The following is a 12,172-nucleotide window of genomic DNA, read 5'->3' as shown; positions in this document are numbered from 1 at the left end:
ATTCCATGAGCCAGTTCCATAGCCTGACCGTCAAGCAAGTCCGCAGCGAAACCCGCGACGCCGTGTCGATCCTGTTCGACGTGCCGCACGACCTTCGCGAAACCTTCCGCTTCACCCAGGGCCAGTACCTGGTGCTGCGCACCCGGCTGGACGACGAAGAAGTGCGCCGTTCCTACTCAATCTGCACCGGCATCAACGACGACGAATTGCGCGTGGCGGTGAAGAAGGTCAACGGCGGGCGTTTCTCCGCCTTTGCCAACGAAGCCCTCGCGGCCGGTGACGTGCTGGAGGTGATGCCGCCGTCCGGCAGCTTCCACGTCGCCCTCGATCCGGCGCGCCACGGCCATTACCTCGCCGTGGCGGCGGGCAGCGGCATCACGCCGATCCTGTCCATCGTCAAGAGCACCCTGGAGGCCGAGCCGAACAGCCGCGTCACCCTGCTCTACGGCAACCGCGCCAGCGGCGGCGCGCTGTTTCGCGAACAGCTCGAAGACCTGAAGAACCGTTACCTGCAGCGCCTCAACCTGATCTTCGTGTTCAGCCGCGAGCAGCAGGACATCGACCTCTACAACGGCCGCATCGACGCCGGCAAATGCGAGCAACTGTTCAGCCGCTGGCTCGACGTGCCCAACCTCGACGCCGCGTTCATCTGCGGCCCGCAGGAAATGACCGAGACCGTGCGCGATGCGCTGAAGGCCAAGGGCATGGCGGCCGAGCGCATCCACTTCGAACTGTTCGCCACTGCCGGCAACAGCGAACGCCGCCATGCCCGCGAAGCGGCGCGGCAGGTGGATGCGGCAGTGAGCCAGATCACCGTGATCAGCGATGGCCGCGCCCTCTCCTTCGACCTGCCGCGCAACACCCAGAGCGTGCTGGAAGCCGGCAACGCCATCGGCGCGGAACTGCCGTGGTCGTGCAAGGCGGGCGTGTGCTCCACCTGCAAGTGCAAGGTCATCGAAGGCGAAGTGGAAATGGACAGCAACCATGCCCTCGAAGACTACGAAGTGGCGGCCGGCTATGTGCTGTCGTGCCAGAGCTACCCGGTGAGCGAGCGCGTGGTGCTCGACTTCGATCAGCTCTGACTATCGCGAGCAAGCTCGCTCCTACACGCCCAAAACGCAAACCCGGTAGGAGCGAGCTTGCTCGCGAAGGGCCGCAAAACCAGGCAACACCGTTTCACCGGAAACACCCAGGGTCCGCTACCCATCGCGGGTAAACCCGCTCCCACAACACAACTACAACAAGATCAAGAGAGCGCCCACCCATGACTCCCAGTCATATCGAATCCATCAGCAATCACCCCGACTTCCAGCAACTGGTCCGGCGCAAGCGCCGGCTCAACGGCACGCTGACCGCCGCCATGCTGGTGATCTACTACGGCTTCGTCCTGCTCGTGGCCTTTTCCCCCAGCACCCTGGGCCAGTCCCTCAGTGGCGGCGTGACCACGGTGGGCATGCTGGTGGGCGTGTTGATCGTGCTGTTGTCCTTCGCCCTCACCGGTATCTACGTGTACCGCGCCAACAACGTCCTCGATCCGCTCAACGACAAGGTCAAGCAGGAGTGCGCGCAATGAACTGGACCGCCATCGGCATGTTCCTGCTGTTCGTCGTCTTCACCCTCGGCGTGACCCGCTGGGCCGCCCTGCGCACCCGCTCGGCCAGTGATTTCTACACCGCCGGCGGCGGCCTGACCGGGATGCAGAACGGGCTGGCGATCGCCGGCGACATGATCAGCGCCGCGTCCTTCCTTGGCATCTCGGCGATGATGTTCCTCAACGGCTACGACGGCCTGCTCTACGCCCTCGGCGTGCTCGCCGGCTGGCCGATCATCCTGTTCCTGATCGCCGAACGCCTGCGCAACCTGGGCAAATACACCTTCGCCGACGTGGTCTCCTACCGCCTGGCGCAGACGCCGGTGCGCCTGACCTCGGCCTTCGGCACCCTGACCGTGGCGCTGCTGTACCTGGTGGCGCAAATGGTTGGCGCCGGCAAGCTGATCGAGTTGCTGTTCGGCATCAGCTACCTCTACGCGGTGATGCTGGTGGGCGTGCTGATGGTGTTCTACGTGACCTTCGGCGGCATGCTCGCCACCACCTGGGTGCAGATCATCAAGGCGGTGATGCTGCTGTCCGGCACCACCTTCATGGCGTTCATGGTGCTCAAGCACTTCGGTTTCAGCACCGAGGCGATGTTCGCCAGCGCCACCGCCGTGCACGCCAAGGGCGCGGCGATCATGGCCCCGGGCGGCTTGCTGTCGAACCCGGTGGACGCCATTTCCCTGGCCGTGGGCATGATGTTCGGCACCGCCGGCCTGCCGCACATCCTGATGCGTTTCTTCACCGTCAGTAACGCCAAGGAAGCGCGCAAGTCGGTGTTCTACGCCACCGGTTTCATCGGCTACTTCTACCTGCTGCTGATCGTCATCGGCTTCGGCGCCATCGTCATGGTCGGTACTGAACCGTCCTACCGCGACGCCAGCGGCGCAATCATCGGCGGCGGCAACATGATCGCCGTGCACCTGGCGCAAGCCGTGGGCGGCAACCTGTTCCTCGGTTTCATCTCGGCAGTGGCCTTCGCCACCATCCTCGCGGTGGTCGCCGGCCTCGCGCTGTCCGGTGCTTCGGCGGTGTCCCACGACCTCTACGCCTGCGTGATCCGCAAGGGCAAGGCCACTGAACAGGAAGAGATCCGCGTCTCCCGCGTCGCCACCCTGGTGATTGGCGTGCTGGCGATCATCCTCGGGCTGATGTTCGAATCGCAGAACATCGCCTTCCTGTCCGGGCTGGTGCTGGCGATCGCGGCGTCGGTCAACTTCCCGGTGCTGTTCCTCTCGATGTTCTGGAAGGGCCTGACCACCCGTGGCGCGGTCGCCGGCAGCATGGCGGGCCTGCTCTCGGCCGTGATCCTGCTGGTGTTGAGCCCGGTGGTGTGGGTCAACGTGCTGCATCACGACAAGGCGCTGTTCCCCTACAGCAACCCGGCGCTGTTCTCCATGAGCGCGGCCTTCCTCAGTGCCTGGGTGTTCTCGGTCACCGACCGCTCGGCCCAGGCCAGCGAGGAACGCGGGCGCTACCTGGCGCAGTTCATCCGCTCCATGACCGGTATCGGCGCCGCTGGCGCCAGCAAACACTAATTCACAAGAAAACGACTCGGGAATAACAACAATGAACCCTGTTCGCCTTCTGGCAGGACTCACCCTGCCCCTCGCCTGCGCCCCGGCCATGGCCGGTTTCGTCGAGGACAGCCACGCAAAAATCGAGCTGCGCAACCACTACATCAACCGCGATTTCCGCCAGGACAACGCGCCGCAAGCCAAGGCCGAGGAATGGGCCCAGGGCTTCACCGCCAAGCTGGAGTCGGGCTTCACCGACGGCACGCTGGGCTTCGGCGTCGATGCCATGGGCCAACTGGGCATCAAGCTCGATTCCAGCCGCGACCGCCGCGGCACCGGCCTGCTGCCTTACGGTCGCAACAGCCTGGAGCCGGCGGATGATTACAGTGAGCTGGGTCTGACCACCAAGGTGCGCCTGTCGAAAAGCGTGCTGCGCCTCGGCACCCTGCAACCGCTGTTGCCGGTGGTGACCTACAACGACACCCGCCTGCTCGCCTCGACCTTCAAGGGCGGCCTGCTGACCAGCCAGGAACTGGACGGCCTGACCCTCAACGGCGGTCGCCTGACCAAGGCCAACCTGCGCGACTCGTCGAGCAATGACGACATCGGCTACGGCGCCGCCAGCAGCGACCACTTCGACTTCGGCGGCGGCACTTACGCCTTCAACCCGCAACTGGCGGTGACCTACTACTACGCCAAGCTGGAGGAGATCTACCGCCAGCAGTTCGTCGGCCTGGTGCACACCCAGCCGCTGGGCGAAGGCCTGAGCCTGCGCAGCGACCTGCGTTATTTCGACAGCCGCGGCGACGGTGCCGAACGCGCCGGCCGCATCGATAACCGCAACTTCAACGGCATGTTCACCCTGGCGGTGGGCGCGCACAAATTCAGCGGCACCTTCCAGCAGATGTCTGGCGACAGTGCCTTCCCGTTCCTCAACGGCGGCGACCCGTACACCGTCAACCTGGTCACCTTCAACACCTTCACCCGCGCCGGGCTGGACTCCTGGCAGGCGCGCTACGACTACGACTTCGCCGCCCTCGGCATCCCCGGCCTGACCTTCATGACCCGCTACACCGATGGCCGCCACGCCAAGGCGGCGGGCATCGACAACGGCCGCGAGCGCGAACGCGACACCGACCTCGCCTACGTCATCCAGAGCGGCCCGCTGAAAAACGTCAGCCTGCGCTGGCGCAACGTCACCTTCCGTTCCGGCAACGGCCTGACCAATGCCCTGGACGAGAACCGCCTGATCGTCGGCTACACCCTGGCGCTGTGGTAACAGCGCCGTCTTGAAAGAATCGGAGAACACACCATGCCTGCTGCCCCTACCTTGCAAAGCTTCATCGCCGGCCGCTGGATCGGCGAGCACGGCGCGCAATCCCTGCGCAGCGCCCTGGACGGCCACGTCCTGGCCCATGCCCACGAGGAGCGCCCGGACTTCGCCGAAGCCGTCGAACACGCCCGCCGGCGCGGTCGCGCGGCACTGATGAGCCTGGATTTCCAGCAACGCGCCCAGCGCCTCAAGGCCCTGGCGTTGTACCTGGCCGAGCGCAAGGAACAGCTCTACGCCCTGTCCCACCACAGCGGCGCGACCCGCGCCGATAGCTGGATCGACATCGAAGGCGGCAACGCCACGCTGTTCTCCTATGCTGGCATCGGCGCCCGCGAACTGCCGTCGGGCAACCTCGTGCATGAAGGCCCGGCAATCCCGCTGGGCAAACAGGGGCGCTTCGCCGGCAGCCACATCCTGGTGCCGCGCACCGGCGTCGCGGTGCACATCAACGCCTTCAACTTCCCGATCTGGGGGATGCTGGAAAAGTTCGCGCCGACCTTCCTCGCCGGCATGCCGTGCATCATCAAACCGGCCACTGCCACCAGCTACCTGACCGAAGCCGTGGTGCGCCTGATGGATGAATCCGGCCTGCTGCCGCAAGGCGCCCTGCAACTGGTGATCGGCAGCACCGGCGACCTGCTCGACCGCCTCGACGGCCAGGACGTGGTGACCTTCACCGGCTCGGCCGACACCGCGGCGAAGCTGCGCGTCAACCCCAACCTGATCCGCCACTCGGTGCCCTTCACCGCCGAGGCCGATTCGCTGAACTGCGCCATCCTCGGCCCGGATGTCACGCCGGACAGCGAGGAGTTCGACCTCTACATCAAGGAGGTGGTGCGCGAGATGACCACCAAGGCCGGGCAGAAATGCACCGCCATCCGCCGCGCCATCGTCCCGGCCAAGCACCTCGATGCCGTGGCCACGCGCCTGCGCGAGCGCCTGAGCAAGGTGGTGGTGGGTGATCCGTCGGTAGAGGGCGTGCGCATGGGCGCCCTGGCGTCCCATGATCAGCAGGCCGACGTTGGCGAGCGGGTCGAACAACTGCTGCAAAGCTGCGACCTGCTGTTCGGCGCCCGTGACGGTTTCGAACCGCGCGGTGAAGGCGTCGCCAACGGTGCGTTCTTCGCCCCGACCCTGCTGCTGGCCCGGGATGCCCACGCCGAAGGCGGCGCCCACGATATCGAGGCGTTCGGCCCGGTCAGCACCCTGATGACCTACAACGACCTCGACGAAGCCCTCGACCTCGCCGCGCGCGGCAAAGGCAGCCTGGTGGCGAGCCTGGTCACCGCCGACCGCGCCGTCGCGGCCAAGGCCATTCCAGTGGCGGCGGCCTGGCATGGCCGGCTGCTGGTGCTGGACCGCGAAGCCGCCACTGAATCCACCGGCCACGGCTCGCCCTTGCCGCAACTCAAGCACGGCGGCCCCGGCCGCGCCGGTGGCGGCGAAGAGTTGGGCGGCCTGCGGGCGGTCAAGCACTACCTGCAACGCGCCGCGATACAGGGCTCGCCGAGCATGCTGATGGCGGTGACCGGCGAATACGTGCGCGGTGCCGAGGTGATCGAAACCGACGTGCACCCGTTCCGCCGCCACTTCGAAGACCTGCGCATCGGCGAGTCGCTGCTGACCCACCGGCGCACCGTCACCGAGGCCGACCTGGTGAACTTCGGCTGCCTGTCGGGCGACCATTTCTACATGCACTTCGACGAAATCGCCGCCCGCGAATCGCAGTTCGGCAAGCGCATCGCCCACGGCTACTTCGTGCTGTCGGCCGCGGCGGGCCTGTTCGTCAGCCCCGCGCCCGGCCCGGTGCTGGCCAACTACGGCCTGGACAACCTGCGCTTCATCAACCCGGTGGGCATCGGCGACACCATCCAGGCGCGCCTGACCTGCAAGCGCAAGATCGACCAGGGCAAGAAGAGCCCGCAGGGCATTCCGCAAGGGGTGGTGGCGTGGGATGTGGAAGTGACCAACCAGTTGGGTGAGCTGGTGGCGAGTTACGACATTCTGACGTTGGTGGTGAAACGCGAAGGTTGAGGAAACCGGGGGGGCCGCTGTGCGGCCCCCTTCGCTTCAACGACCAGGCTTTGTACGAAAAGTGCCTGCGCCCCCCGTCCAGTAGCCATGCGGAGGAATCGTTCCCCGGCAGAAACTACCGACGATTCTGTCGTAGTGAAAACCACGGGTATGAGCCTTTATGAGCAGCTCACTCACCCCCTTGTAATCCAGCGGCTTGGAGATATCGATATCCAGGGCTTGAGCCGCTATCAGGTCAAGCCACGGCACATCAGACAGCTCCCTTATGGCGGCTCTGAACTGCCTCAAAAGATAGTTATCAATACCTCTTGCACGGCGCGCTGATGGCACCCAATCAAGCCAACGAAGCCCCGCTTCGGCGGACTGCATCCCCAGCCCCGCCACCCCGTCAATCACTGTCTGCGATTTGTGCGAGCCTCCTCGGGCTGAATGCGCAAGGCTGAGGCTGTCGACCCTGCGACCATCGCCTGCCGCACTCATCCAGCTAGCACTTGCTCGGTTAGTAGACTTGCCTATTACACCCGGCGCATTGCCGAATGCCGTCACGATCCCGGCACCAGCCTCCATTGCCCCTGTCGCCATCCCGACGTACCCGAAAATTTTCGACAACTTGGGATCGCTGTCCTTGAGCAGCGTCGAGGCGATATCGAACGCGGCCGTTATGGCCGCAAGCCCGGTCAGCCCGATGCCGAGGGCAAGCGATCCTCCTGCCGTGAACGGCGTCGCGAGCACCCCCAGCACACTCGTCGCAATGTTGAATTCGGCGCTGTACATCCACGGAGCGGTCTCCAGGCGGCTGAACTGGGCGACCCGCTGATGGCCCTGCGGATCACAGTAATTGACCGGGTCGCCGTTGCAGAAAACATAGGCCGCCGGGCCGCCTTCGCCGAACGGGCTCCAGTCATCAGGCGTCTGGAAACGCTGAAGAAGCGGGTCATAGAGGCGGTAGCCATTACCAAGGTGGTACAGCCCAAGCGCATTCTGCGGCTCACCTTTGAACCCCAGCCAGGTGAACGACTCACGGCTGGACTTGCGCTCGCCATAAGGGGTGTAGGCCTGGTAAGTGATCGTCTTGAGCTTCAGGTTGAAGCTGGCGAATACCGTCCCGGCGGCGTCGCGAAGTTCGAAGGTGTCGAAGCAAAGGCCTTGGGCGGGATTGACCCTACTGGCGGCCCTGACTTCCTGCATCCAGCAACCGGGGCTGTCGTTTTGCAACACCATCATCCGCCGCCCGCTGTGGTCGCGATTGAAGTTGACGAGATTTTGTTCGGTGCAGGCATAAATGCGATCGCCGCGATAATGATAATAATCGCGTCCATCCCCACGGACTCGGCCAAGGTCGTCGTACAGGAAGGCTTGCTCCCTATCCTGATTGAGGCCATTGCGAGGCATCGGCTCTTCAGGGCTTTCTTCACAGGCGTAGCGCTTGACCTGGCCGTTGTCGTGGTACGTGATTTCACGGCAGAAGCGATTGGTCACCCGGCCCCTGTCATCGTTTTGCATGCCATGCCCGTCAACGCTCAGCAGCACCCCGGGTTTCAGCGGGTCGTAGCGATAAGTCGTGGTACTCGTTTCGAGCGTGTCAGGGCGCTGCTTGTGCTCGATCAAATAGTAATCGTCCTGACGCGACACTACGTTGCCGAACGCGTCGTAGCTGAAAACCTGCTTGACGTAACGCCTGTCATTACCCGTGTCTACCCCCTCACCCGTGCACGACCACGATGCCAGGCGCTTGAGTTCGTCATATTCATACTGATCGCTGCGCTGTTCCTTCTTGTTGATTGACAGGCTGCTCTTCTGCACGCGCCCATCGCCCAGTAAGGTCCGCTCGATCACATGAGGCGCGAAGCCCTCGCAGTCGAATGAGCGACTGATCTCCAGGCCCATCTCGTCGTAGCTGTAGGTCACCGTCATGGTGACGCCCTCGGCCAGGGCCTTGATGGTTTCCTTGGCCAGAAGACCTTTATCGGCGTACACGAACCGCGCCTCGCAACTGTCATTGGTCGACCCCAGCACCCGGCCGCAGGCATCGTACTGGTAGTGAGTCACGCCGCCCGATAACCCTTCGAACGTCAACAGCCTGCCGCCCCGGCTGAGCACGGTGCGGGAGGTGTGGATGTAACCGCCGAATCCCTGGTCGTAGGTTTCACTGAATTCCAGGCCCGTGACGTCGCGGGTGCGGGTGAAATGCTTGTCCGCCTGTGGCTGCTTGTCTGCATCACCCCCCGTGGCCCAGCGGCTCGTCCCTGCATAGGTGACCGTTGTCTTGAAGCCGTTGACTGTCCGGCTGGTAATCCGCCCCAGGCCATCGACTGTCTGGCTTCCCAGCAGAACCTCGTCGTCGGCCTCTTTCACAAAGCCGGTCGTTGCCACGGGCAAGCGCGACGCATCGGCATAGGTGTTACCGACCTCGACACCGCCGGTGGTGGTGCCGAGCAGGCGGCCAAAGCGATCATAGCGGTACGTGGAAGCAGCGCCGAACGCAGGCGTCATGGTCTCGGCCAGCCCCTGCCAGTTGTAGGCGATCGCCAGGCTGTCCCGCTCGGTCTCCTTTTTATCCGCAGCGACCTTGAGGTATCGGGCCGAGAGCAACTGGCCGGCGTCATTCACGGTGCTTTGAATCTTGAAGTGAGCCTTGCTCGCGTCCCCGAACGTTTCGGTCAGCACGCCAGCGTCCGGTTCGAACCGGCGTTGCACCTCGAAGCCGTTGGAGATCACCGTCTCGCTATCGGCTGTAATCTCCATCCGTTGGGACTGACGGTCGATTTCCTGGTCGCTGGCATCCTTGAGCACCTGGGTGATCGTCGTGCCGCTGTCGGTGTACGCCCAGGTGGTGAGCTGCGTGCTGTGCCGTTGATGCTGGCTGTCGTAGTCGTACTCACACCGGCTGGCGCTACGACCCGCCGAGTCATAGCTGTAGCTGTTCATCAACAGCCACAGCGCGCCCTCCTGCTCCCAGTGCTCGCGCACGCGGCCCAACTCATCCACCACGGTCCGGATGCCCTGTCCAGTCTCGGTGTCGTGGCGTTCATGGCGCCACAGATTGCCCTTGAGCGGGCTGGAAGCATGCACCACCTCGCGCAGCACCTTGCCGTCCAGCGTCAGCGTTTCCTTGCTCAGCAGGCCGCGCTCGTCATAGCTGAACGTGGTGACGGCGCCCAGGGGATCGACTTGCTCAAGCTGCCGCCCGCTCAGCACCGAACGGGTCTGGCTTGTAGTGAGGGTGATTACATCGGTGGTTTCCACCGTGGTTTTTACCGTCACCTTGCGCGCGTCCTCGGCAGCCAGGCTGTAGTCGAACGCGGAGGTAACCCTGGAGCCTTCGATTTCCTTGCCGTCGCCGCCCAGCAAATAGGTGGCACTGGACTTGAGCAGTCCGAAGCCGGGTTTGCCGGCCTGGTTGTGGTAGGCCAGATCCTCGACCTGCATCGCCCCTTGCGGCCACGGCGTGTGCAGCCTGAACCCTCGGGCATTGGCTTTGCTTTGCGCCTGCAGGCTGGTATTCAGTTCGTCCAGCGACGCCTGCTGTTCTTCCTTCAACCTATTGTCGGTGGCGGCCTTGAGTTCCCTGGCAAACAGGTCCAGCACCGCCTTGGCAGCCTTTCTGGCAACGGCCAACTGCTCTGCCGATACATCCACTTCGTCATACTGTGGCTCGAGCACCGTCAACTTGCGCTTAGGAACAACCGCGTGGGTGCGCCCACCCGGCACCGGCATCGGTTTAAAGGCTTCGTAGCCATAATAGGTCAGGCTCAAGGCATGCTTCTTATCGCCTTTCTTGCGGTACACCAGTTCTGATTCGACATGCGCGGCGAAGTTTTTGACATCGCCCGGATAGTTGATTTCAACGGGAAGTTGAAAGGCGCTTTGAGCGTAGTTATTGTCAGAGGCTGACATCGTGACCGTCGAGGTCAGTACCGTTCCCCAAGTGAGCCCTCCATTCCCGAATAGCGCAAACCCCCATCCAACCGGGTTCAGGTATTCGAATGGCTTTAAAATAACTCCAAAAAAACTTGTATCTTGCTGAGTTTCGCGACGCTCGGAAACGCTATACGCCTGGTAATTATTGTAGTAAGTCCACTCCGTCACCGTATCGCCTTGAATATGTGTAATCAGGTTGCCGCACGCGTCATATTCCAGGGTCAACTCATCAACAATGGCGCCTCCCTGCATTTTTATCGTTTTGACAGCCGCGACGCCGCGCACCTTATCTATCTGAACGGTCTGCTCAGTGGTAACAACCACGCCACCGGAGTGCGATGACTCGGAAAAAAAATTGTCTCCGAACGTATACACACGGGTGGCGACACTATTGTTCTCCGCTGTCTCGGTATTTTCCGCACGCAGGGTGCAAGTAACCGACGTCTTGCCGCGCTCATAGCTGTATTGTTCGACCCTGACTGCGCAACCTCCGCCGGACGCAATCGAATGCTGGCGAACTTTGCCGTCGGTGTACGCCAGCGATTCGACGTGACAGCGAGTCTCAAGTCCCCCTTCGTCGCCTTCTTTCTCAGGGGCGAGGGTCACCTGGTTTTCCAGCGTAAATGTCGCAAGCCGGCCTTCACTGTCGTTTTCAAGCCGGTAGCGCTGCTTGGCCGATGCGCCTGCGCCATTGACGTCAATGCTCAACACCTCGCCTTCGCGAGAGAACAGGTAGCACGCCTTTTCCTCGCTATCCGGGAACATCGTCAGGCTTTCGAGTTCAGGGCGCTCGTGTGCGGTTGTCCATGCCGCGCGCAGCAGGCACCTTTTTTCATCCTGGATAGAAACAAGCGTTGGATGTTTACCCTCGTGCGCCCACGTAAAACTCAGTGACCGGCCCGACGGCAAAACATACTGACTTAACAGTAGAACCCCGAAAACAGTAAAAAAGTCACCCTCACCTTCATCACCGTCAGGAAATTCATAACTATAGAATTCACTTACCCCATTCTTATAGTAAACAGCCACACATTCACTTTTACCTTCCGCGCGGCAAGCGAGTATCACTTTAAGCCTTGCGCATAACGCCGACGCGTCCAATAGAAAGTCGGTGCCAACCTGTATCCCTTCATCTTTAAATTTGGCTTTGATGGGGCGCCCCTCACACGACCGCAAGGAAATTCCACACTGCGCCCCGGTAACACTTTCCGGCACCCAAACCCTAAACACCTTGTCCGGCGGAAAAAACTTCAACACCGGATTGTCCAGATCCCAGGAAAGATTGATATCAATTCCCGCCTTACTTCCCTCATCGGCAAACAGACGCCCTAGCGGAATTTTCAACACGCCACGGCCGGTTTCAGGATTAATGGAAATAACGTGACTGCGAGGAACTTCCTGCCCCCCACCCGCCAGCGGCTGCTCAGAACTTCCTGATGCAGGATCCGCACCCGCGCCCTTCGGGATAGAGGGAATAACAGCGGCGCCTTTCTTTTTATCGGACATGACGTCTCCCTCGCGTGGTAATAACCACCCGGCTTTAAGCACACCATAAACAAGCATTTACGATGACGTTAGATTCGAAGGCCGTCGGCAACAACTGATAAAAATGACAGGTCGCGATAACCCTTCGAAATAACAGCGCACTGGGATACTTCCAACGTCTCCACACGGCGACGGGCCTGGCAGCCAACACGCCATGCGCGGCAATCAACAGCGGATTGCTGCTGGAGCAACAGGCATTCCACAGCCGCCTGCTGCCCAACTAGCAGC

5 protein-coding genes and 1 pseudogene are annotated in these 12,172 nt (G+C 62.4%); 5 read left to right on the top strand and 1 reads right to left on the bottom strand.

Annotation, left to right across the window (positions count from 1 at the left end):
* The first annotated feature begins 5 nt into the window (after positions 1-5).
* The 5 genes and pseudogenes from paaE (at position 6) to paaZ (ending at position 6,478) form a co-directional block, all read left to right on the top strand.
* Positions 6-1,082 (top strand): 1,2-phenylacetyl-CoA epoxidase subunit PaaE, encoded by a 1,077-nt coding sequence (gene paaE, locus NTD82_RS15455; protein ID WP_262129330.1) that lies wholly within the window; start codon positions 6-8, stop codon positions 1,080-1,082.
* 182 nt (positions 1,083-1,264) lie between these two features.
* Entirely contained in the window at positions 1,265-1,573 is a 309-nt protein-coding gene (locus NTD82_RS15450; RefSeq protein ID WP_095155065.1) for a DUF485 domain-containing protein, read from the top strand.
* Positions 1,564-3,132: pseudogene (locus NTD82_RS15445) on the top strand (cation acetate symporter); the annotation flags it as partial. The gene NTD82_RS15450 and the pseudogene NTD82_RS15445, both read left to right, overlap by 10 nt.
* A gap of 31 nt (positions 3,133-3,163) precedes the next feature.
* On the top strand, positions 3,164-4,390 hold the full coding sequence (locus NTD82_RS15440) for an OprD family porin (RefSeq protein ID WP_262129329.1): 1,227 nt from the start codon (positions 3,164-3,166) through the stop codon (positions 4,388-4,390).
* Between the two features lie 33 nt (positions 4,391-4,423).
* The gene (paaZ, locus tag NTD82_RS15435; RefSeq protein ID WP_262129328.1) at positions 4,424-6,478 is read left to right on the top strand and encodes a phenylacetic acid degradation bifunctional protein PaaZ; all 2,055 of its coding nucleotides are present in this window, start codon (positions 4,424-4,426) and stop codon (positions 6,476-6,478) included.
* 36 nt (positions 6,479-6,514) lie between these two features.
* On the opposite strand, the gene NTD82_RS15430 is transcribed toward paaZ, so the two are convergent.
* Complete coding sequence (locus tag NTD82_RS15430; protein WP_262129327.1) at positions 6,515-11,905, bottom strand: RHS repeat-associated core domain-containing protein; 5,391 nt, start codon at positions 11,903-11,905, stop codon at positions 6,515-6,517.
* Positions 11,906-12,172: the final 267 nt, after the last annotated feature.

Source organism: Pseudomonas sp. 5P_5.1_Bac1 (assembly GCF_025466015.1).
Lineage (GTDB): Bacteria > Pseudomonadota > Gammaproteobacteria > Pseudomonadales > Pseudomonadaceae > Aquipseudomonas.
This window is presented reverse-complemented; position numbering and strand designations above follow the sequence as displayed.

Excerpts from the sequence above, each read along its gene's own strand:
- paaE (WP_262129330.1), top strand. The coding sequence starts at position 6 with ATGAGCCAGTTCCATAGCCTGACCGTCAAGCAAGTCCGCAGCGAAACC.
- NTD82_RS15450 (WP_095155065.1), top strand. The coding sequence starts at position 1,265 with ATGACTCCCAGTCATATCGAATCCATCAGCAATCACCCCGACTTCCAG.
- NTD82_RS15440 (WP_262129329.1), top strand. The coding sequence starts at position 3,164 with ATGAACCCTGTTCGCCTTCTGGCAGGACTCACCCTGCCCCTCGCCTGC.
- paaZ (WP_262129328.1), top strand. The coding sequence starts at position 4,424 with ATGCCTGCTGCCCCTACCTTGCAAAGCTTCATCGCCGGCCGCTGGATC.
- NTD82_RS15430 (WP_262129327.1), bottom strand. The coding sequence starts at position 11,905 with ATGTCCGATAAAAAGAAAGGCGCCGCTGTTATTCCCTCTATCCCGAAG.